Below are 20,846 nucleotides of genomic sequence, written 5' to 3' on the forward strand. Positions count from 1 at the left end.
AGCGGATGATCCGCGACGCGGCTGCCGCCTTCGCCAAGTCCGAACTCCTGCCGCGCATCGAGGAAGCCTATCTCGAAGAGTCGACCGATCCGGGCCTCTTCAAGCTGATGGGCCAGACCGGCCTGCTCGGCGTTACCCTGCCGGAAGAATATGGCGCGGCGAACGCTTCCTACGTCGCCTACGGCCTCGTTGCCCGCGAAATCGAGCGCATCGATTCCGGTTACCGCTCCATGATGAGCGTGCAGTCCTCGCTCGTCATCTACCCGATCTTCGCCTACGGCTCCGACGAGCAGAAGAAGAAGTATCTTCCGGGCCTCGTTTCGGGTGAACTCATCGGCTGCTTCGGCCTGACCGAGCCGGATGCTGGCTCCGATCCGGGCGGCATGAAGACCCGCGCCGAAAAGATCGAAGGCGGTTACCGCCTGCGCGGCTCCAAGATGTGGATCTCCAACGCGCCGATCGCCGACGTCTTCGTCGTCTGGGCAAAGTCGGAAGCCCACAACAACGAAATCCGCGGCTTCGTGCTCGAAAAGGGCATGAAGGGCCTGTCGGCTCCGAAGATCGGTGGCAAGCTGTCGCTGCGCGCGTCCATCACCGGCGAAATCGTCATGGACGGCGTCGAAGTCAGTGAAGATGCGCTGCTGCCGAACGTGTCGGGCCTCAAGGGTCCGTTCGGTTGCCTCAACCGCGCCCGCTACGGCATTTCCTGGGGTGTCATGGGTGCGGCTGAAGACTGCTGGTTCCGTGCACGCCAGTATGGCCTGGACCGCAAGCAGTTCGGCAAGCCGCTCGCCGGCACGCAGCTTTACCAGAAGAAGCTTGCCGACATGATGACCGAAATCACGCTCGGCCTGCAGGGTTCGCTGCGCGTCGGCCAGTTGATGGACGCCCACAAGATGGCGCCGGAAATGATCTCGATCGTCAAGCGCAACAACTGCGGCAAGGCGCTCGACATCGCTCGCCAGGCCCGCGACATGCACGGCGGCAACGGCATCCAGATCGAATACCACGTCATGCGCCACGCGCAGAACCTGGAAACGGTCAACACCTACGAAGGCACGCATGACGTTCATGCGCTGATCCTCGGCCGCGCCCAGACCGGCATCCAGGCGTTCTTCTGAGACCAGCCACTTTCTGATCCAGGTCCTCCCCTCTGACCTGAGACCTGGCCCGGCCGCTTCCAGCGCGCCGGGCCTTTTTCTTCTTGTGCCTTGCGGTTGATTGTGGCGGTGAGATCACCTAACTCAGGGGCCGGAACCTCCCTCCCATTCGCGGCGGCGCCTGCTGCCCTTCTGCACCTTCAGAAACGAAAGTGGACCCCATGCAGACCTATCCCGACGTCAAGCTCCTCATCAACGGCGAATGGCGCGATGCCATTGGCGGCGAGACCCTTCCGGTCATCGATCCGGCCACCGAAGAAGTCATCGGCAAGATCGCCCATGCGCGAAAGGCTGATCTCGACCTGGCGCTTGAGGCAGCAGACAAGGGCTTCAAGGTCTGGCGCGACACCTCGCCCTTCGAGCGCTCCAAGCTGATGCGCAAGGCAGCCGACCTGCTGCGCGCCCGCGTTGACGACATCGCCTACATGATGACGCGCGAACAGGGCAAGCCGCTGGCGCAGTCCAAGATGGAAGTCATGGGCGCTGCCGATACGATCGACTGGTTTGCCGAAGAAGCCCGCCGCACCTACGGCCAGATCATCCCCGCCCGCTTCACCGGCGTTTCGCAGATGGCAATCAAGCTGCCGGTTGGCCCGGTCGCGGCCTTCACGCCGTGGAACTTCCCGCTGAACCAGGTTGTCCGCAAGCTGTCGGCGGCACTCGCCACCGGCTGCTCGATCATCGTCAAGGCCCCCGAAGAAACCCCCGCCTCGCCAGCCGAACTCATCCGCGCCTTCGTGGATGCCGGCGTCCCGGCAGGTGTCGTCAACCTCGTTTACGGCATTCCGGCGGAAATTTCCGAATACCTCATCGCCCATCCGGTCATCCGCAAGATCTCCTTCACCGGCTCCACGCCGGTCGGCAAGCATCTCGCAGCGCTCGCCGGCAAGTACATGAAGCGCGCCACGATGGAACTCGGCGGCCACGCGCCGGTGATGATCTTCGATGATGCCGATCTCGAAAAGGCAATCGAAGTCACCGCAGCGGCCAAGTTCCGCAACGCTGGCCAGGTTTGCGTCGCGCCGACCCGCTTCCTCGTCCAGGAAGGCATCGCCGACCGCTTCACCGAAGGTTTCGTCAAGGCAACGCAGGCCATCAAGGTCGGCAACGGCCTGGAAGACGGCGTCACCATGGGGCCGCTCGCCAACGAGCGCCGCATCCCGGTCATGGAAGACATGATCCATGACGCCGTGGCCAAGGGTGCAGAAGTGAAGACCGGCGGCAAGCGCATTGGCAACAAGGGCTACTTCTTCGAGCCGACCGTGATCGCCGACGTGCCGACCTCGGCCAAGATGATGAACGAAGAGCCCTTCGGCCCGCTCGCCATCATCAACCGCTTCTCGCATTATGAAGAAGCGATCGAGGAAGCAAACCGCCTGCCGTTCGGCCTTGCATCCTACGCCTTCACCGGTTCGGTAAAGACGGCACACGCGCTCGGTCGCCAGGTGGAAGCCGGCATGCTCACCATCAACCACAATGGTCTGGCGCTTCCGGAAGTCCCGTTCGGCGGCATCAAGGATTCGGGCTACGGCACCGAAGGTGGATCGGAAGCCGTCGAAGCCTATCTCGAAACCAAGTACGTCACCCAGATGAACTGATCCGTCAGCTTCATTCCTGTGAACTATTGGAACGGCCGGAGCTCCTCCGGCCGTTTTTCTTTGCCTGCTACTCGTTCTCAGGTTATCTATTGAAACAAATGGTGAACATGGGGCGACAAGCATGGCCGAGGCAGACGCTGCACCTCTCCTGAAGGAAATCTTCAACCACGCGCGGCTGGAGCATTTTGCCCTTGAGACCGCCGATGTTCATCCGGGTTTCGACAGTGGTCGCTTCCTGGCGCTTGCCACGGTTGATCTCGAGGCTATGAGCATCATGCAGCGGCTGCGACAGGTTGCGGTCACCTTCCATGCCACGCTGCCCGGCGGTTTTGCCACCAATCTCGAAATCCTGCGGGCACTGGCGCCGCGCATCAACCACAACTTCGCGTCCATCGTGCTGCCGGAATATGTGGCGCTCTACGGCCAGGACCATTTCGACCTGTCGATGGATGCGCTGGCCTTCTTCACCCGGTTCGGTTCCTCCGAATTTGCGGTGCGCCACTTCCTCCTCAAGGACCTGTCACGCTCGCTGAAGGTGATGGAGCGTTGGTCGACCGACGAGAACGAACATGTTCGCCGGCTTGCGAGTGAAGGCTGCCGCCCGCGCCTGCCCTGGTCATTCCAACTGAAGGAACTGCTGGCCGACCCCTCGCCCGTCGCACCAATCCTGGAGAACCTGAAAAGCGATCCGAGCCTCTACGTCCGCAAGTCGGTCGCCAACCATCTGAACGACATCACCAAGGATCATCCCGATTGGGTGTTCGACAAGATCGCCCATTGGGACAGGGAGGATGCCCGCGCCGCTTCGATCATGCGCCAGGCGTTGCGCACGCTGGTCAAGAAGGGTGATCCACGGGCGCTCCACGTCCTAGGCGCCGGCGACAAGGCCGAGGTGACGGTCGAGGCATTCACGGTCACACCGTCATCGATGCAACTCGGCGGCTCGGTAAAGATCACGGCCCGCCTCGTGTCGACCGCTTCGAACCCGCAGAAGCTGGTGATCGATTACGCGGTCCACTACGTCAAGAAGGCCGGCGGCACCTCGAAGAAGGTCTTCAAGTGGAAGGAACTGGAACTGGCGCCCGGTGCAGCCGTGGAACTGTCGATCAGCCGTGCCATCCGCGACTTCACCACCCGGGTGCATTATCCCGGCCGACATGCAGTGGAACTCATCATCAACGGCGAGGTTCTGGCGGAAGGCGCGTTCGAACTGCTGGGCTGAACCTCAGACCGCAAACACTTTCGCCCTGCGCAGGGTTACGAAGCCGCCATCGCCGGCCTTCACCACCCGTTCCGGCTCGACGTCGAATTCCAGATGTTCACCGGTTTCGGCCGTGGCCAGCACCCGCCGGCCATCGGGACGATCCAGCACGCGGGTGATGCTTGCCGGAATGCCCGGCCCCTGCAGCGACCAGTCGAGATCTGCCGGGCGCGCATAAAGCTCAGCCTTGCCATCCGCGAGGCCCGCCACCTCGATTGCGGCACCGGAGGCGTAGGCCTTGCCGTCGCGCACTTCGGCGGCAATGACATTGGCATCGCCCAGGAATTTCATCACGAAAGCCGACTGCGGATCGCGGCACACCTCTTCCGGTGTGCCCTGCTGGACGATCTGCCCGTCCTTCAGGATTACCACCCGGTCGGCCAGGTCTAGCGCCTCTTCCTGGTCGTGGGTCACGAACAGGGTCGTGATGCCGAGTTCAGAGTGGATCTCGCGTAGCCAGCGGCGCAAGTCCCGCCGCACATTGGCGTCAAGCGCCCCGAACGGTTCGTCGAGCAGCAGAACCTTGGGATCGACCGCAAGCGCACGCGCCAGCGCCACGCGCTGCCGCTGCCCGCCCGAGATCTGCGCCGGGAACCGGTCGCCGAGACCTTCCAGCCGCACCAGCCGCAGGAGATCGGTGACACGCGCATCGATCGCTGCCTTCTCGCGCTTCACCTTCGACACCTTCATGCCGAACGCGATGTTCTGGGCCACCGTCATATGCGGGAAAAGCGCGTAATGCTGGAACACGAAGCCGACGCCGCGATCGCGCACCGGAATGTCGGTCGCATCCTGATCGCCGAAATAGATGTGCCCGCCATCGGAATATTCGAGGCCGGCGACCATGCGCAGGATGGTCGTCTTGCCTGAGCCCGATGGTCCGAGCAGCGCGACGAGTTCGCCGCTTTCGATCTCCAGCGAGACATCGCGCACGGCGCGGAAGGTCTCGAACGTTTTGACGACGTGGTCGAGGCGGATCTTCATGAATTGCTCTCCGCGGGTTTGGCTTGCGGCCGCACACGGCCCGCGCCCTGGCGCTCCAGCGCCACCTTGGCGATGATGGTAAGGACGGCGATGGTCGCCAGGATGGAGGCGGAGGCGAAGGCGCCGGTCGCCTGGTAGTCGTGATAGAGAAGCTCGATATGCAGCGGAAGCGTGTTCGTCTGGCCGCGGATATTACCGGACACGACCGACACGGCTCCGAACTCGCCCATAACGCGGGCGTTGCAGAGGATGACGCCGTAAAGCAGCGCCCATTTAACGTTCGGCAGCGTTACCGAGAAGAAGGTGCGCCAGCCGGACGCACCGAGCGAGGTCGCCGCCTCCTCCAGATCGCGCCCCTGCGCCTGCATCAGCGGAATGAGCTCGCGGGCAACGAAGGGTGCAGTGACGAACATCGACGCCAGGATGATGCCCGGGATCGCAAACAGGATCTTGATGTCCCAGGCGTCGAGCGTCGGCCCGAAGATGCCCTGCAGGCCATAAACGAAGAGATAGGCGACACCGGCAACGATCGGCGAGACCGAGAACGGGATCTCGATCAGCACCAGCAGGAAGCGCTTGCCCCAGAAATCGAACTTGGTGATTGCCCAGGCTGCGGCGATGCCGAAGGCCGTGTTGACCGGCACGGCCACGAGTGCGGCCAGCACCGTCAGCATGATTGCGTGACGGGTGTCCGGATGGATGATCGTGTCGCGATAGACCGCCCAGCCCTTCGCAGACGCTTCGACGCCGATGATGACGAGAGGCGCGACGATGATCAGCGCCACGAGAACCAGCACGATGCCGATCAGCAGGCGCCGGAAGAGCGGCTGGTCGCCGACGCGCGGTGGCTTGCGATGTGTGTTGAGCCTCCTCATAGATCAGCCCCTCGCCGTGTAGCGCAGGGCCCGCGCCTGCAGCCAGTTGGTGACGCCAAGCATCACGAAGGCGGTGATGAGCAGCACCGAGGCAATCGCCGCGGCCGCCTGATAGTCGTATTCCTCCAGACGGATGAAGATCAGCAATGCGGTGATCTCCGTCGACATCGGCTGGTTTCCGGCAATGAAGATGATGGCGCCGAATTCGCCAAGGCTGCGCGCGAAGGACAGGGACACGCCGGCAAGCAATGCCGGGGTAAGCAGCGGCAGGATGACCTTGCGGAAGATCGTCCAGTCCGATCCGCCCAGCGATTGGGCCGCCTCTTCAAGCGCCGGATCCAGATCCTCCAGCACCGGCTGCACCGTGCGCACGATGAACGGCAGCGAGGTGAAGCACATGGCGATCATGATGCCGATCGGTGTATAGGCGACGCGGATCCCGAGCGGCTCCAGGATCGACCCGAACCAGCCATTGGCGGAAAACAGTGCGGTGAGCGCTATGCCGGCCACCGCCGTCGGAAGCGCAAACGGCAGGTCGACCATGGCGTCGACAAGGCGTTTTCCGGGAAAGCTGTAGCGGGTCAGAACCCAGGCAAGTGCGAGCCCGAAGAACAGGTTGAAGAGCGTGGCGCCAAAGGCCGACAGCACCGTGACCTGATAGCTGGCGAGCGCGCGGTCGGAGGACACGATACGCCAGTAGTCCGCCGGCCCGAGGCTCGCCGCCTTGAAGGCAAGTGCCGCCAGCGGCAGGACCACGATCAGCCCGACATAAAACAGCGTCACGCCAAGCGACAGGCGCAATCCGGGCAAGACATTCCGTCTCAAGCCAGCACTTTCCTTTTACGTCCAAACCCGGCGGACGAAAGCCCACCGGGTCGGATCAACGGTCGATGTAGGTGGAGTTAGCGGCTGCCGTAGAGCTTGTCGAGGGTGCCACCCGAAGCGAAGTGTTCGGACTGAACCTTTGCCCAGCCGCCGAAGGTGTCTTCAACCTTCACGAGCCGGATCTCGGGGAACTCCTGCTTGAATTCGGCAGCGACCTTCTCGTTGTTGACGCGATGGCCAAACTGGGCGGCAATGCGCTGGCCTTCTTCCGTGTAGAGGAAGTCGAGATAGGTCTTCGCAAGTTCTTCGGTGCCGTGTTTCTTGGCAACCTTGTCGACAACGGCAACCGGGAACTCGGCAAGCAGGCTGACGGAAGGAATGACGCCTTCGACCTTGTCTGCACCGTACTGCTTGGCAATGCCGCGCGTCTCGGATTCGAAGGTGATCAGCACGTCGCCGGTCTGGCGCTCGACGAAGGTTGTCGTGGATGCACGGCCCCCGGTGTCGAACACAGGAACGTTGTTGAAGACCTTGGTGATGTAGGCTTCGATCTTTTCTTCGTCGCCCTGATAGGCTTCCTTGGCCCAGGCATAGGCGGCGAGATAGGTGTAGCGTGCGTTGCCGGAGGTCTTCGGGTTCGGGAAGACGGCCTTTACGTCGTCACGGGCCAGATCGCCCCAGTCCTTGATGTTTTTCGGGTTGCCGGCGCGCACCAGGAAGGACGGGAAGGAATAGAAGGGTGAGGCATTGTTCGGGAATTCCGCGGTCCAGTTGTCCGAAACAAAGCCCTGCTTGACGAGGAAATCGACGTCCGTGGACTGGTTGAAGGTCACCACATCGGCTTCCAGACCTTCGACGATCGAACGTGCCTGCTTGGACGTGCCGGCATGCGACTGGTCGATGGTGACGCCCGGATGGCTCTTGACGAAGGCTTCGTTGACGGAAACGAAAAGCTCGCGCGCAACGTCATAGGATGCGTTGAGAAGCTTCTGCTCCTGCGCCATCGCTGGCGTCACGAAGAGCGCGGCGATGGCTGTACCGAGAATGAGAAGGCGGCTCATGTAGGTCTCCGGATCTGAGTTGACCGGAAACTACAGGCTCGCCTCATCGGGCGCGAGGAACCCGCCTGCGCGGCGCCTCACGCCAGTAGAACATTTGCCCATGGGCGGACTGATTCGCGGTATTTTCTTCTTCCGCCGTTGCACCCATCATTTTTGACCAGGAACGTGGAAGTTTTTTGGTGCCGGAAAAATAAACGCGTCTGAAGTCAGCGGCTTCGCCGCCGGCTTCGCGATTTTCATCCACGCCCCTAGAGAAGGCGCGACAATGTCCGCGTCATCGGAAGGGGAACCGGGTCGCGAACCGGCTGCCTTCTCGGGTCCAAGGCTCGGTTCCGGTGATGGTCGTGATGTGGTCGGACGGGAATTGACAAGTCCCGAAAAGACCACAGGAAGCGATCGGGGCGGGCAGACCATGATCTACCTTCTACCCCAATGCCAATGCCTGCCCCACTCCCCAACCATGCCGGGCCACCGGCGTGGCTAAACGGCTTGCCTGCAAAAGCTCAGGTACCCGCTTTTTCCCTCAGCATATGGATGATGGCGGAAAAATCATCGCCGCCATGGCCGGCCTTTTCGAACTCGGCGTAAAGCTCGGCAGCGTGCTGGCCAAGCGGCGTTGCCGCACCGGATTGCCTGGATGCCTCCTGCGACAGCATCAGGTCCTTCAGCATCAGGGCCGCGGCAAAACCCGGCTTGTAATCGTTGTTGGCGGGCGATGTCGGCACCGGGCCCGGCACCGGGCAATAGGTGGTAAGCGACCAGCATTGCCCGGACGATGTCGAGGCGACGTCAAACAGCGCCTGGTGCGAAAGCCCGAGCTTTTCGGCGAGCCCGAAGGCTTCGCAAACGCCGATCATCGAGATGCCGAGGATCATGTTGTTGCAGATCTTGGCCGCCTGGCCGGCGCCCGCCCCGCCGCAATGGACGATCTTCTTGCCCATCGCCTCGAGGATCGGCCTGCCGGCGGCAAAGGCCTGCTCTGACCCGCCCACCATGAAGGTGAGCGTACCGGCAGTTGCCCCGCCCGTGCCGCCGGATACCGGCGCATCGAGCGAGACGCAGTTCATGGCGCCCGCCAGTTGATGCGCCTTGCGCGCACTTTCCACATCCACCGTCGAGCAGTCGATCACCAGCGTGCCTTCCGGAAGAAGCGTCGTCAGGTCGCTCCAGACCGCAATCACGTGCTGGCCCTTCGGCAGCATGGTAATGACGCAATCGGCGTCACGGACGGCTTCGGAGAGCGAAGACGCCGCCTTTACTCCGCTTGCCGCGGCAGCCTGGACGGAGGCTTCCGAAAGGTCGAACCCGCGCACGTCATGACCGGCCTTCACCAGGTTGGCCGCCATCGGCCCACCCATGTTGCCGAGACCTACGAAAGCAATCTTGGTCATCTTCCCCTCCCTGTTGGCTGGTTATAACCGGTGATCCGGAAACAGCGCCGGATGTCTGACCGCCAGATACCGATCGAGATCTGCATCAACGACCTCTTCGAGCCGAGCTGGCGACCATTTCGGATTGCGATCCTTGTCGATGATCGCGGCGCGCACGCCCTCGTAGAAATCATGGTTGCGCAGGATCTCGGATCCGACCGCAAACTCACGCTCAAGGCACTCCACGAGGCTGGAGCTATGGCGCCCGAGGCGCAGCATCCGCAAAGTCAGCTTCAGGCTGGTGGGCGACCGCTTGACGATCAGTTCGAGCGTCTTGGTGGCAAACTCGCCGGCTTCTCGTTCCAGTGCCGCGACAATCTCCTCAACCGTATCATGGCCGAAGGCGCGGTCGATCAGGGCGCGATTGGATTCGAGAATGTTCTCCCCGGGTGAAATAGCAAACCCATCAATTGTCTGGCGCACGGCGTCATCCGAGGCACCGCCGGGCAAACGGCCCAGCGCCTCGACCAGTTCGGATAGCCGCTCCGACGACACGCAGGCATCGGCAAGATTGGCATAGATCGCATCCGCCGGACCAACCACCTCGCCGGTCAGGCCCATCCATGTCCCGACTTCGCCAGGCGCGCGGGGAAGCAGCCAGGTGGCGCCGACATCCGGAACGTAACCGATGCCGGTTTCGGGCATGGCGAGCTTTGTCCGCTCCGTCACCACCCGATGTTTGCCATGCGCGGACACGCCGACACCGCCTCCCATGACGATGCCGTCCATCAGCGCGACATAGGGTTTGGAATAGCGGGAGATCATGTAGTTGACGGGGAATTCCTCGCGCCAGAAGCGCGTGACATCGGGATCCTTTGCCTTGCCCGCCTCGTGGATGACGCGGATATCGCCGCCGGCGCAGAGCCCGCGTTCCCCCTCACCCTTCAGGATGACGCAGGAGATGCCGGGATCCGCGGCAAAGCGGTCCATGGCTTCCTTCATCACCCGCACCATCGCCAGGTTGAGGCTGTTAAGCGCCTTTGGGCGGTTGAGGCTGATGATGGCTGCCGAGCCCACCCGGTTCAGAAGCACTTCATCCGTCTGTGTCGCGGTCTCCGGCATCGTATTCCCCACTTCATGCATTCAACTTCTATCTGCTCCTCCTCCGCTTGCGGAGAAAATCAGGATGAGGAGCCAAGTCTAATATTCAAGTCATCGGTTGTCCGCGAGAATCATCTCCGCCGCCTTTTCGGCGATCATGATGGTGGGCGAGTTCGTGTTGCCGGAGGTGATGTTGGGCATGACGGAGGCATCGGCAATACGCAGCCGGCCAAGGGCGCGCATTTTCAGCCGCGGATCGACAACGCTGTCCGGATCGGCGCCCATGCGCGCCGTGCCGACGGGGTGGAAGATGGTGGTGCCGATATCGCCGGCTGCCCGCTCCAGGTCCGCATCCGTCTCATAGGATGGGCCGGGTTTGTATTCCTCCGGATGATAGCGGGCGAAGGACGGCTGCTTGACGATCTCGCGCGTGAGCTTGATCGCTTTCACCGCCACGTCGCGGTCGGCAGGTGCCGAAAGGTAGTTCGGCTTGATCGCCGGGCCGGATGCGAAATCGGCGCTCTTCAGGTGCACCGAACCGCGGCTTTCCGGGCGCAGGTTGCACACGCTTGCCGTCATGGCCGGGAAGAAATGCAGCGGGTCGCCGAACTTGTCGAGCGAGACCGGCTGCACATGGTATTGCAGGTCCGGTGTCTCCTTGTCCGGGCCGGAGCGGGTGAAGATGCCGAGCTGGCTCGGCGCCATCGACATCGGGCCTGACCGGCGGATCGCATATTCCAGGCCGATTGCTGCCTTGCCGAGCAGGCGCGACGCCTTTTCGTTCAGCGTCGGCACGCCGGTCACCTTGTAGACCATGCGAAGCTGCAGGTGGTCCTGCAGGTTCTCGCCGACACCCTTCACTTCCTTGACCACCTCGACGCCGGCATTGGCGAGCACGTCGCCGCGGCCGATGCCCGAAAGCTCAAGGATGTGCGGCGTGCCGATGGCGCCGGCAGACAGCACCGTCTCGCGCTGCGCATAAGCCGTCTTCGTCACGCCATCCTGCACGAACTCGACGCCCTTCACCTCACCGCCTTCAACGACGAGCCGACGCACATGCGCCTTCACCAGCACGCGCAGGTTCGGCCGCTTCATCGCCGGGCGCAGGAAGGCCTTCGCCGTATTCCACCGGATACCGGACCGCTGGTTGACGTCGAAATAGCTCGAGCCTTCGTTGTTGCCGCGGTTGAAATCCTCGATGATCGGAATGCCGGCTTCCTCGGCCGCCTTCTGGAAGCTGTCGAGCACCGCCCAGCGAACGCGTGATTTCTCCACGCGCCACTCGCCACCGACTGCATGCATCTCGTCGGCACCACGATAGAAGTCCTGGGACTTCTTGAAGTAGGGAAGCACGTCATCCCAGCCCCAGCCGGTGCAGCCCATCTGCCGCCACAAATCGTAGTCGCGGGCCTGGCCGCGCATGTAGATCATGCCGTTGATCGAGGAACAGCCGCCAAGGATCTTGCCGCGCGGGTAAAACAGCGATCGGCCGTTCAGCCCCTCTTCCTTTTCGGTGGTGAAACACCAGTCGGTGCGCGGATTGTTGATGCAGTAGAGATACCCGACCGGGATATGCACCCAGTGGTAATTGTCCTTGCCGCCCGCCTCCAGCAGCAGCACCCGGTTGCGCGGGTCGGCCGAGAGGCGGTTGGCCAGCACGCAGCCGGCGCTTCCCGCACCGATGATGATGTAGTCGTAGGTTTCCATGTTGCGTGACCGATCAGCGCCTGTGCTCGAAGCCGAGTTTGCGGCCCAGTCGCGACGCGTAGAATTCGCCGATGATGCCCCGGCGGAACACCAGGACGCACACCATGAAGACAATTCCGGTAATGATGGTGACCGGGAATTGCGAGGTCGCCAGGTAGTTCTGCAGCGTCACCACCAGCCCGGCCCCGAAGATCGGGCCGATCAGCGTGCCGATGCCGCCGAGAAGCGTCATCAGGATCACCTCGCCCGACATCTGCCAGGCGACATCCGTCAGCGTGGCGAACTGGAAGACGAGCGCCTTGGTACCGCCTGCGAGCCCAGCGAGCGCCGCCGACATCACGAAGGCGCCGAGCTTGTAGCGGGCCACGGAATAACCGAGCGAGATGGCGCGCTGCTCGTTTTCGCGGATCGATCGGAGGATCATGCCGAACGGCGAGTTGATGAACCGCCAGATGATGACGAGCCCGATCACGAACACCGCCAGCACAAAGTAATACATGTTGGTGGAACTGTTGAGATCGATGAAGCCGAACAGGTGCCCGCGCGGCACCGACTGGATGCCGTCCTCGCCCTTGGTGAATTCCGCCTGCAGGCAGAAGAAGAAGAACATCTGCGATAGCGCCAGCGTGATCATCGCGAAATAGATGCCCTGCCGGCGGATGGCGAAGAAGCCCATGATGAGGCCAAGCACGGCCGCACCTGCGACGCCCGTCAGCACGCCGAGTTCGGGCGGGAAACCCCATTCCTTCACGACATGCGCACTGAAATAAGCCGCACCACCGAAGAACGTGGCGTGCCCGAAGGACAGCAGGCCCGTATAACCCAGCAACAGGTTGAAGGCACAGGCGAACAAGGCGAAGCAGAGGAGCTTCATCAGGAAGATCGGGTAGAAGAAGGCCGGCGCCACGATGAGCAGGACGAGCCCGAGGATCAGGAACGCGGCATAGGTTTTCGACGCGGTCGCCGATCGTTCGGCGCGAACTGTCGTGGTGCTGCTATGGGTCATGTCACTCATTTCATGCACCTCCCTCACGCATCCCGGCCAAACAGGCCGGCTGGGCGGAGCAGAAGCACGATCGCCATGATCACGAAGATCACGATGTTGGATGCTTCCGGATAAAACACTTTGGTAAGGCCTTCGGCGATGCCGAGCATGTAGCCGGTCAGGATGGCGCCCATGATCGAGCCCATGCCACCCACCACGACCACCGCAAACACGACGATGATGATGTTCGAGCCCATCAGCGGCGAGACCTGGTAGACGGGTGCCGCAAGCACGCCGGCGAAGGCCGCAAGCCCGGCACCGAGCGCGTAGGTGAAGGTGAGGAGCACGGGCACGTTGACGCCAAACGCCTGCACCAGGACGGGATTTTCGGTCGCGGCACGCAGGTAGGAGCCGAGCTTGGTCTTCTCGATCAGGAGCCAGGTGCCGATGCAGGCAAGCAGCGACACGACGACGACCCAGCCGCGATAGATCGGCAGGAACATGAAGCCGAGATTGGTGCCGCCCGCCAGTTGCGCCGGCACGGCATAAGGCTGGCCGGACGCGCCGTAGAGATAACGGAACGTGCCTTCGAGCGTCAGCGCCAGGCCGAAGGTGAAGAGCAATCCATACAGATGGTCGAGCTTGTAGAGCCGCGACAGCAGGAAGCGCTCGATCACCGCCCCGAACAGGCCGACCACCAGCGGCGACAGGATGAGTGCAAACCAGTAGTTGATGCCGAAATACTGGAGCATCAGCATGGCCGCGAACGCACCCAGCATATACTGCACGCCGTGGGCAAAGTTGATCACCCGCAACAGGCCGAAGATGACCGCAAGGCCAAGGCTCAGGAGCGCGTAGAAGGAGCCGTTGATCAGGCCGATCAGCAACTGGCCGAGAAACGCCTGCAACGGGATGCCGAAGATCATCGTCATACTACACCCCCAGAACCTTGTGCAGCGTGTCCATGCGCTGCGGCAGTTCGCTCACCGGAAACTCCGACACCATCTGGCCGTGGTCCATCAGATAGAACCGGTCGGCGATGCGGCTGGCAAAGCGGAAATTCTGTTCAACAAGCAGCACCGTCATGCCGCGTTCCTTCAAGGTCTTAAGCACCTCGCCGATGCGCTGCACGATAACCGGGGCAAGCCCTTCGGTCGGCTCGTCGAGGATCAGCAGTTTGACGCCGGTGCGCAGGATGCGCGCGATCGCCAGCATCTGCTGTTCGCCGCCCGAAAGCTTGGTGCCGGGACTCGAGCGGCGCTCCTTGAGGTTGGGGAAAAGTTCGTAGATCTCCTCGATCGGCATGCCGCCTTGCGCCACCACCGGCGGTAGCGTCAGGTTTTCCTCCACCGTCAGTGTCGAGAAAATGCCGCGCTCTTCCGGCACGAAGCCGATGCCCGCATGCGCCGTCTTGTGCAGCGGCACGCCAAGCATGTCCTTGCCATCGAAGCGGATCTCGCCCTTGCGTTCGCGGATGATGCCGACGATCGTGCGCAAGGTCGTGGTCTTGCCCACCCCGTTGCGTCCGAGGATGGTGATGGTCTCGCCCTCGCCCACCGTCATGTTGACGCCGTGCAGCACGTGGCTTTCGCCATACCAGGCGTTGAGGTTGGAGACCTCCAGAAGCGGTTTTGCCATCAAGCCTCCTCCGCACCCATATATGCAAGCCGCACGCGTTCATCCTGGCTGACGGTGGCGTAATCGCCCTCGGCCAGGATTTCGCCGCGCTGCAGCACCGTGACGTGGTGGCAGATGTCGGCAACAACGGAAAGGTTATGCTCCACCATCAGCACGGCGCGGGTTTTCGCCACTTCGCGGATGATGCTGGATACGGTGCCGATATCCTCCTGCCCCATGCCGGCCATCGGCTCGTCGAGCAAAAGGACCTGCGGATCGAGCGCGAGGGTCGTCGCAATCTCGAGCACCCGCTTGCGGCCGTAGGAAAGATCGGCGGCGAGCGAATTGCGCTCTCGCTTCAGCCCCACCGCCTCGATCAGTTCATCGGCACGCGCCGTCAGCCGATTGAGCGCCGAGGTCGGCAGCCAGAACTGCGTCGAGAGACCATTCGGCCGCTGCAGCGCCACGCGCACATTGTCGAGCACCGACAGATGCGGGAACACCGCCGAGATCTGGAAGGAGCGGACAAGCCCCATGCGCGCCACCTTGTCCGGCGGCGTCTTGGTGATGTCCGTCCCCATCAGGGTAATGGTACCGGCAGTCGGTTGCAGGAACTTGGTCAGCAGGTTGAAGACCGTGGTCTTGCCCGCGCCGTTCGGACCGATCAGCGCATGCACCCGGGCGTGATGCACGTCGAGATCGACATTCTTCACGGCCGCAAAGGCACCGAACTGCTTGGTGAGGCCGCGGGCGGACAAAACCACCCGCGGCTCTGCATTATTGTGTGTCGCGGCTACCGCCATCAGTTCACCAGATCGCAGCCGCTCTTGGCGGGATCCATGTAAGCTTCCTTGCCCGGAATGGTGTCGAGGACGTCGAAATAGTCCCAGGCTTCCTTGCTTTCGTCCGGCTTCTTGACCTGCAGCAGGTACATGTCGTGGATCATGCGGCCGTTCTTGGCGACCGTGCCGCCCTGCGCGAAGACGTCGTCGACCGGCATTTCATGAATGGCCTTGGCAACGGCTTCGGTTTCATCCGTGCCAGCCTTTTCGACGGCCTTCAGGTACTGGCGAACGGCGGAATAGGTGCCCGTGTGGATCATGTTGGGCATCTTGTTGGTGCGCTCGAAGAACTTCTTGGCGAACTCGCGGCTCTGGTCGTCGCGGTTCCAGTAATAGCCTTCCGTCAGCGTCAGGCCCTGGGCCGCTTCGAGGCCGAGGCCATGGACTTCGGCGAGCGTGAAGAGCAGAGCGGCGAGGCGCTGGCCACCCTGGACGATGCCGAATTCGGCAGCCTGCTTGATGGCGTTCGAGGTATCGAGGCCGGCATTGGCAAGGCCGATAACCTTTGCGCCGGAAGACTGGGCCTGCAGCAGGAAGGACGAGAAGTCGGTGCTGGAGAGCGGATGGCGAACGGAGCCGGCGATGGTACCGCCATTCGCCTTCACGAAGTCGCCGGTCTGCTGCTCGAGCGAATAACCGAAGGCGTAGTCGGCGGTGAGGAAGAACCAGCTGTCGCCGCCCTGCTTCACGAGTGCGCCGCCGGTGCCGACTGCAAGTGCGTGGGTGTCATAAGCCCAGTGGAAGCCGTAGGGCGAGCAGGCCTTGCCAGTGAGGTCGGTGGTTGCAGCGCCGGTGACGATGTCGATCTTCTTCTTTTCCTTGGCCACCGCCTGCACGGCAAGCGCCACCGACGACGTCGTCAGTTCCATGATCGCATCGACCTGCTCGGTATCGTACCACTGGCGGGCGATGTTGGAGGCGATGTCCGGCTTGTTCTGGTGGTCGGCGTCGACGATTTCGATCGGCATGCCGAGAACCTTGCCACCGAATTCCTCGATGGCCATCTTGGCCGCTTCAACGGATGACTTGCCGCCGAAATCTGCATAGACGCCCGACTGGTCGTTCAGGATGCCGATCTTGATCTTGTTGTCGGATGCCGTGCCGGTTGCATTCTGTGCAAAAGCCGTGCTGCTAGCCAGCACGAGCGCCAAAGATGCCAATAGTGTCTTGCGCATGATTTCTCCTCCCAGAGAACAAGCCAAAGTGTCTGTTCAAAATTGGTGAGCCGCCCTCCTCAAGGCGACCGTTCCAAAACGCATGGTTGAGGAAAACGTCCGTTGACGCAAGCATGTTGGCTCCATTAATTGCAAACATCCTCTGTGCATTTTTGAACAGAAAGTAGAAATTTGCAGTGCAGTCCGAATTTCACCTGGGATGACCTCCTGTATTTCCTCGCCGTTGCGAGGACCGGCCAGCTTTCAACCGCCGCGCGCCAGTTGCGCACCAGCCACGCCACCGTCTCGCGCCGCATCGACAGGCTGGAGCTTTCGCTCCAGGTCAAGCTCTTCGAGCGAAACCCGCGTGGCTACGTGCTCACCGCCATGGGCCAGCGTTTCGTGGAAACGGCTGAGCGGATCGAGGCGGAAGCGGATCGGCTGCAGGCGGACATCACCTCCGGCAACCCCGCCCAGCGCGGTGTCGTGCGCCTGAGCGCGCCGGAAGGATTTGCGAACTTCTTCCTTGCGCCGCGCATTGGCGACTTCTCCGACCAGCATCCCAACCTGTCGCTGGAGCTGGTGACAATCCAGCAGATCATGTCGCTGTCGCGCAAGGAGGCCGATATCGCCGTATCGCTCGATCCGCCCAAGGGCGGCCCCTACGAGATCGAGAAGATCACCGACTACCGGCTGAGCATCTACGGCTCGAAGGAGTACCTGAAGAGCAGGCCAAAGATCACCTGCCGCGACGACCTCCTGGCGCACCCCTTCATCGGTTACATCGAAGACATGATCTTCGCGCCGGGGCTCGATTATCTTGGCGACGTGCATCCCGGCATCAAGCCCCGCTTCCAGAGCTCCAGCATCTTCGCCCAGTTGACTGCGACGCTGCGCCACCAGGGGCTGTGCGTCCTGCCGCATTTCATCGCCCGCGACGAGCCCGAGCTGCAGATCGTTCTCGCCAAGGAGATCAAGCTCATCCGCCACTATTACCTGGTGCGCCACCGTGACATGATCCGCAACCGGCGGGTCCGCGCCGTGGCCGACTATATCGTCGCGTCGGTGGAGGCGAACCGCGATGCTTTCCTGGGTTAAGTTCGACCGCGGATGCGGCTTTTAACCACTGCGAACATTGGAACCTGTCAAAACCAAACTAAAGTCATATATTGGCTTGTAGGATCTTGAATCCGTATAACCCACCCGGGGAATGGGAAGAGCATGCCGCAGAGCCACGACGTATCGTTGCTGGATGAGGAACGTTACCGGCTTCTCGTTGATGCCATCACCGATTACGCCATTTACATGATCGACGCCAATGGGCGCGTCGTCAGCTGGAACCCGGGCGCGCAGCGGTTCAAGGGTTACGAGGCGCATGAGATCCTCGGCGAACATTTCTCCCGTTTCTACACCGATGAGGACCGTGAGGCGGGCGTTCCGGAAACGGCGCTGCGCACCGCAACCACCGAAGGGCGCTTCGAGGCGGAAGCCTGGCGCGTGCGCAAAGACGGGATGCGTTTTTGGGCGCATGTCATCATCGATCCGATCTGGGGTCGCAATGGCGACCTGATCGGCTTTGCCAAGGTCACCCGTGACCTGAGCGAGCGCAAGCATGCCGAAGCGGAGCTGAAGCGCAGCGAGCAGCAGTTCCAGCTCCTCGTGCAGGGCGTCACGGATTACGCGATCTACATGCTCGACCCGGACGGCTATGTCAGCAGCTGGAACGCCGGCGCTGAGCGTATCAAGGGCTATTATGCCTCCGAAATCATCGGCAAGCACTTCTCCGAATTCTACACGCCGGAAGATCGCGAGCGCGATGAACCCGCAAAAAGCCTGGAGATGGCGCGGCGCGAGGGGCGCTACGAGCGTGAAGGCCAGCGCGTGCGCAAGGACGGCACCCGCTTCTGGGCGCATGTCATCGTTGATGCGATCCACAGCGAGCACGGCGAGCTCCTAGGTTTTGCCAAGATCACCCGCGACATCACCGAACGCGTGGCGGCCCAGCAGGCGCTTGCCAAGGCACGCGAAGAGCTGTTCCAGGCGCAGAAAATGGAGGCCATCGGCCAACTGACCGGCGGCATCGCACACGACTTCAACAACCTGCTGATGGCCGTGATGGGCAGCCTCGAGATCCTCAAGAAGCGACTGCCGAAGGACCCCTCGCTGATGTCGCTGCTCGACAATGCCCTGCAGGGCGCCGAGCGCGGAGCTGCCCTGACGCAGCGCATGCTCGCCTTCTCGCGCCGCCAGGACCTCAACATGCAGGCGATCGAGCTGACGGCACTGATCAAGGGCATGATGGATCTCGTCAACCCTTCTGTGAATGGCGCAGCCGAGATCACGCTGTCGCTTCCCGAACACCTGCCACCGGTGATCAGCGACCCGGTGCAACTCGAGACGGCGGTGCTGAACCTTGTCGTCAACGCACGCGACGCGATGCCGAACGGCGGCACGATCACCATCCGCGCCGAGGAATACGACGCCGACCCGGTGGCCGACAAGCTGGCGGCCGGACGCTACGTAAGGCTCTCCGTATCCGACACCGGCGAAGGCATGGATGCCGAAACTCTGGAACGGGCAACCACCCCTTTCTTCACCACCAAGGGCGTCGGCAAGGGAACTGGGCTTGGGCTTTCCATGGTCCAGGGACTGACCGAACAATCCGGCGGCAAGCTGACGATCGACAGCCGCAAGGGCAAGGGCACCACCGTATCGCTGCATCTTCGCGTCGCCGAAGGCGCCGAATTGTACCACCCGATTGAAGTGCCGCAGCCCATTGCGATGACTGAGCATCCGAAGAAGAACGCTACCGTGCTTGCCGTCGACGACGACGCGCTTGTGCTGATGAACACGACGCTGATGCTGGAAGACCTCGGACACACGGTGGTGGAGGCCTATAACGGCGTTGAGGCGCTGAACGAACTGCGCAACGGCGGCCGCAAGTTCGATCTCGTGATCACCGACCATTCCATGCCGAAAATGACCGGCTCGGAGCTTGCCTCGGCGATTCACGAAGAGTGGCCGGACCTGCCGGTGGTCATTGCGACCGGGTATGCCGAGCTGCCGGCTGGTGGTGACAACCGTTTGCCGCGCCTGCCCAAGCCCTTCTCGCAAAGCCAGCTTCAGGATGTCGTCGCTTCGGTGCTAAACAGCGCTGCCTGAAACTACCTTGCCGCCCGCGCGTTGTTTCCCATCACACGGGAGAACGAGCATGGTTTTCAAGCACCAGCATTTTCATGAAGTGAAGCCGGAAGTGGAGACAGAGTTTCCGCCGCAGGCCCGTCTCGAGGGCGCCGTCTCCGACGCGCTAGCATCCGCCGGAGGCCTCGACGGGACGGACGTGACGGTCATCGCCACCGGGACCGAGATCACGCTGAAGGGATCGGTGCAGCGCCCGGAAGAAGCTGCCCGCGCCGAAGAAGTGGCGCGTAGCGTGCCCGGCGTGCTGAGCGTCGTGAACGAGATCCTCTACGGCGGCCTCAACATCGACCAGAACAATGCCGCGCGGGGCCTGAAACCCAGTTCGCAACGGCAGTAAGATCAGGGAGCCGGCAAGCGGCCGGTCCGCATGGCGTGAGCAACGTCATTGCGGCCGGCCTGTTCTGCCTGGCGCGCTGCGGCCTCGAAGTCATAGGCCACGGCATGCAGTTCCGCTGACCAGCCCGCCGGCGTCTTCTCGATGATCGCGTAACGCGCATGCGGCGCTCCGGCTTCCACGAGATGCGGAACCGGAAATGATCCGCGATAGGCCGGCATGCCGACGCTGCCGGGATTGACGATCAGCACGTCGCCGATCCACGCCACCCGCGAGACATGCGTATGCCCGCACAGCACGACGCGCGCGTCACCGATCCCGGCAAGGCGCGCGGCAATGTTTCCGGCTGTATCCATCACTGGCCGCCCGGTGCTGATGTCTTCCATCAGATATTCCAGATCGCCGCCCGCGGGGCTGCCGTGGCAGGCAAAGACGTCTCCATCCGCCAGAGTGACGGTTTTCGGTAGGTTTGCCATCCAGTGAAGATGCGCCTGGCTGAGAAGCGGCCTTGCAAAGGCATCCGATCGCCCCTCTGCCCCTTCCAGCAGCTGACGTTCGTGGTTGCCTGATATGGTCGGGATACCGAGGCTCATCTGCAGGTCGGCAGCTCCGGCCGGATCGAAGGCGCCTGACACAAGATCCCCGAGATTGACGATGAGATCCGGCGCCGCTTTTCGAAGCCGCGCCAACACCGCCTGCAGCGCCAGGAGATTTCCGTGAACATCGGCAATCACGCCTATCCGCATCGTCCGCCTCTAGTCTTCAAACCAC

The 20,846-nt window shown here is 62.3% G+C and carries 19 protein-coding genes; 6 read left to right on the forward strand and 13 right to left on the reverse strand.

Annotation, left to right across the window (positions count from 1 at the left end; genetic code table 11):
* Positions 1 to 5: 5 nt before the first annotated feature.
* The 3 genes from CYG48_RS11735 (at position 6) to CYG48_RS11745 (ending at position 3,980) form a co-directional block, all read left to right on the forward strand.
* The gene (locus CYG48_RS11735) at positions 6 to 1,121 is read left to right on the forward strand and encodes an acyl-CoA dehydrogenase (protein ID WP_245450484.1); all 1,116 of its coding nucleotides are present in this window, start codon (positions 6 to 8) and stop codon (positions 1,119 to 1,121) included.
* A 200-nt stretch (positions 1,122 to 1,321) separates the two neighbouring features.
* Entirely contained in the window at positions 1,322 to 2,758 is a 1,437-nt protein-coding gene (locus CYG48_RS11740) for an NAD-dependent succinate-semialdehyde dehydrogenase (protein ID WP_118850555.1), read from the forward strand.
* A gap of 121 nt (positions 2,759 to 2,879) precedes the next feature.
* The gene (locus CYG48_RS11745; protein ID WP_118850556.1) at positions 2,880 to 3,980 is read left to right on the forward strand and encodes a DNA alkylation repair protein; all 1,101 of its coding nucleotides are present in this window, start codon (positions 2,880 to 2,882) and stop codon (positions 3,978 to 3,980) included.
* Positions 3,981 to 3,983: 3 nt separating this feature from the next.
* Here CYG48_RS11745 and CYG48_RS11750 read toward each other — a convergent pair whose 3' ends face one another.
* From CYG48_RS11750 to CYG48_RS11805, 12 genes are all read right to left on the reverse strand, one after another.
* A complete protein-coding gene (locus CYG48_RS11750; protein ID WP_118850557.1) occupies positions 3,984 to 5,003 on the reverse strand; it encodes a sulfate/molybdate ABC transporter ATP-binding protein in 1,020 nt (339 codons plus the stop codon).
* Positions 5,000 to 5,878, reverse strand: a complete 879-nt coding sequence (gene cysW / locus CYG48_RS11755) for a sulfate ABC transporter permease subunit CysW (protein ID WP_118850558.1) — start codon at positions 5,876 to 5,878, stop codon at positions 5,000 to 5,002. The genes CYG48_RS11750 and cysW overlap by 4 nt, the downstream gene beginning before the upstream one ends.
* A 3-nt stretch (positions 5,879 to 5,881) precedes the next feature.
* A complete protein-coding gene (cysT, locus tag CYG48_RS11760) occupies positions 5,882 to 6,703 on the reverse strand; it encodes a sulfate ABC transporter permease subunit CysT (RefSeq protein WP_118850559.1) in 822 nt (273 codons plus the stop codon).
* A gap of 77 nt (positions 6,704 to 6,780) precedes the next feature.
* A complete protein-coding gene (gene cysP, locus CYG48_RS11765; protein WP_118850560.1) occupies positions 6,781 to 7,764 on the reverse strand; it encodes a thiosulfate ABC transporter substrate-binding protein CysP in 984 nt (327 codons plus the stop codon).
* A gap of 503 nt (positions 7,765 to 8,267) precedes the next feature.
* Positions 8,268 to 9,155, reverse strand: a complete 888-nt coding sequence (gene mmsB / locus CYG48_RS11770) for a 3-hydroxyisobutyrate dehydrogenase (RefSeq protein WP_118850561.1) — start codon at positions 9,153 to 9,155, stop codon at positions 8,268 to 8,270.
* Between the two features lie 21 nt (positions 9,156 to 9,176).
* Complete coding sequence (locus CYG48_RS11775; protein WP_118851622.1) at positions 9,177 to 10,256, reverse strand: enoyl-CoA hydratase/isomerase family protein; 1,080 nt, start codon at positions 10,254 to 10,256, stop codon at positions 9,177 to 9,179.
* Between the two features lie 90 nt (positions 10,257 to 10,346).
* On the reverse strand, positions 10,347 to 11,942 hold the full coding sequence (locus tag CYG48_RS11780) for a GMC family oxidoreductase (RefSeq protein ID WP_118850562.1): 1,596 nt from the start codon (positions 11,940 to 11,942) through the stop codon (positions 10,347 to 10,349).
* A 13-nt stretch (positions 11,943 to 11,955) separates the two neighbouring features.
* A complete protein-coding gene (locus tag CYG48_RS11785) occupies positions 11,956 to 12,957 on the reverse strand; it encodes a branched-chain amino acid ABC transporter permease (protein WP_118850563.1) in 1,002 nt (333 codons plus the stop codon).
* A 14-nt stretch (positions 12,958 to 12,971) separates the two neighbouring features.
* On the reverse strand, positions 12,972 to 13,859 hold the full coding sequence (locus tag CYG48_RS11790) for a branched-chain amino acid ABC transporter permease (protein ID WP_118850564.1): 888 nt from the start codon (positions 13,857 to 13,859) through the stop codon (positions 12,972 to 12,974).
* A gap of 1 nt (position 13,860) precedes the next feature.
* Positions 13,861 to 14,565 (reverse strand): ABC transporter ATP-binding protein, encoded by a 705-nt coding sequence (locus CYG48_RS11795; RefSeq protein ID WP_118850565.1) that lies wholly within the window; start codon positions 14,563 to 14,565, stop codon positions 13,861 to 13,863.
* Positions 14,565 to 15,347 carry an ABC transporter ATP-binding protein gene (locus CYG48_RS11800; RefSeq protein ID WP_118850566.1) on the reverse strand — a complete coding sequence of 261 codons (783 nt, stop codon included), beginning with the start codon at positions 15,345 to 15,347 and terminating at the stop codon, positions 14,565 to 14,567. Before CYG48_RS11800 ends, CYG48_RS11795 begins: the two co-directional genes overlap by 1 nt.
* The gene (locus tag CYG48_RS11805) at positions 15,347 to 16,561 is read right to left on the reverse strand and encodes an ABC transporter substrate-binding protein (RefSeq protein ID WP_118850567.1); all 1,215 of its coding nucleotides are present in this window, start codon (positions 16,559 to 16,561) and stop codon (positions 15,347 to 15,349) included. Before CYG48_RS11805 ends, CYG48_RS11800 begins: the two co-directional genes overlap by 1 nt.
* A gap of 171 nt (positions 16,562 to 16,732) precedes the next feature.
* Between CYG48_RS11805 and CYG48_RS11810 the strand changes: the two genes are divergently transcribed.
* From CYG48_RS11810 to CYG48_RS11820, 3 genes are all read left to right on the forward strand, one after another.
* Positions 16,733 to 17,638, forward strand: a complete 906-nt coding sequence (locus tag CYG48_RS11810) for a LysR family transcriptional regulator (protein ID WP_118850568.1) — start codon at positions 16,733 to 16,735, stop codon at positions 17,636 to 17,638.
* 123 nt (positions 17,639 to 17,761) lie between these two features.
* Positions 17,762 to 19,702: a hybrid sensor histidine kinase/response regulator gene (locus CYG48_RS11815; protein WP_118850569.1), complete on the forward strand. Its 1,941-nt coding sequence runs from the start codon at positions 17,762 to 17,764 to the stop codon at positions 19,700 to 19,702.
* Between the two features lie 49 nt (positions 19,703 to 19,751).
* Complete coding sequence (locus CYG48_RS11820) at positions 19,752 to 20,078, forward strand: BON domain-containing protein (RefSeq protein ID WP_118850570.1); 327 nt, start codon at positions 19,752 to 19,754, stop codon at positions 20,076 to 20,078.
* Positions 20,079 to 20,080: 2 nt separating this feature from the next.
* On the opposite strand, the gene CYG48_RS11825 is transcribed toward CYG48_RS11820, so the two are convergent.
* On the reverse strand, positions 20,081 to 20,821 hold the full coding sequence (locus CYG48_RS11825; protein WP_118850571.1) for a metallophosphoesterase family protein: 741 nt from the start codon (positions 20,819 to 20,821) through the stop codon (positions 20,081 to 20,083).
* Positions 20,822 to 20,846 lie beyond the last annotated feature (25 nt).

Origin of the sequence: Neorhizobium sp. SOG26, assembly GCF_003491345.1 — a bacterium.
In the GTDB taxonomy this organism is placed as follows: Bacteria; Pseudomonadota; Alphaproteobacteria; order Rhizobiales; family Rhizobiaceae; genus Neorhizobium; species Neorhizobium turbinariae.

Excerpts from the sequence above, each read along its gene's own strand:
- CYG48_RS11740 (WP_118850555.1), top strand. The coding sequence starts at position 1,322 with ATGCAGACCTATCCCGACGTCAAGCTCCTCATCAACGGCGAATGGCGC.
- CYG48_RS11775 (WP_118851622.1), bottom strand. The coding sequence starts at position 10,256 with ATGCCGGAGACCGCGACACAGACGGATGAAGTGCTTCTGAACCGGGTG.
- cysP (WP_118850560.1), bottom strand. The coding sequence starts at position 7,764 with ATGAGCCGCCTTCTCATTCTCGGTACAGCCATCGCCGCGCTCTTCGTG.
- CYG48_RS11745 (WP_118850556.1), top strand. The coding sequence starts at position 2,880 with ATGGCCGAGGCAGACGCTGCACCTCTCCTGAAGGAAATCTTCAACCAC.
- CYG48_RS11780 (WP_118850562.1), bottom strand. The coding sequence starts at position 11,942 with ATGGAAACCTACGACTACATCATCATCGGTGCGGGAAGCGCCGGCTGC.
- CYG48_RS11825 (WP_118850571.1), bottom strand. The coding sequence starts at position 20,821 with ATGCGGATAGGCGTGATTGCCGATGTTCACGGAAATCTCCTGGCGCTG.
- CYG48_RS11795 (WP_118850565.1), bottom strand. The coding sequence starts at position 14,565 with ATGGCAAAACCGCTTCTGGAGGTCTCCAACCTCAACGCCTGGTATGGC.
- CYG48_RS11805 (WP_118850567.1), bottom strand. The coding sequence starts at position 16,561 with ATGCGCAAGACACTATTGGCATCTTTGGCGCTCGTGCTGGCTAGCAGC.
- mmsB (WP_118850561.1), bottom strand. The coding sequence starts at position 9,155 with ATGACCAAGATTGCTTTCGTAGGTCTCGGCAACATGGGTGGGCCGATG.
- CYG48_RS11735 (WP_245450484.1), top strand. The coding sequence starts at position 6 with ATGATCCGCGACGCGGCTGCCGCCTTCGCCAAGTCCGAACTCCTGCCG.
- CYG48_RS11750 (WP_118850557.1), bottom strand. The coding sequence starts at position 5,003 with ATGAAGATCCGCCTCGACCACGTCGTCAAAACGTTCGAGACCTTCCGC.
- CYG48_RS11820 (WP_118850570.1), top strand. The coding sequence starts at position 19,752 with ATGGTTTTCAAGCACCAGCATTTTCATGAAGTGAAGCCGGAAGTGGAG.
- CYG48_RS11785 (WP_118850563.1), bottom strand. The coding sequence starts at position 12,957 with ATGAGTGACATGACCCATAGCAGCACCACGACAGTTCGCGCCGAACGA.
- CYG48_RS11800 (WP_118850566.1), bottom strand. The coding sequence starts at position 15,347 with ATGGCGGTAGCCGCGACACACAATAATGCAGAGCCGCGGGTGGTTTTG.
- cysW (WP_118850558.1), bottom strand. The coding sequence starts at position 5,878 with ATGAGGAGGCTCAACACACATCGCAAGCCACCGCGCGTCGGCGACCAG.
- CYG48_RS11790 (WP_118850564.1), bottom strand. The coding sequence starts at position 13,859 with ATGACGATGATCTTCGGCATCCCGTTGCAGGCGTTTCTCGGCCAGTTG.
- CYG48_RS11815 (WP_118850569.1), top strand. The coding sequence starts at position 17,762 with ATGCCGCAGAGCCACGACGTATCGTTGCTGGATGAGGAACGTTACCGG.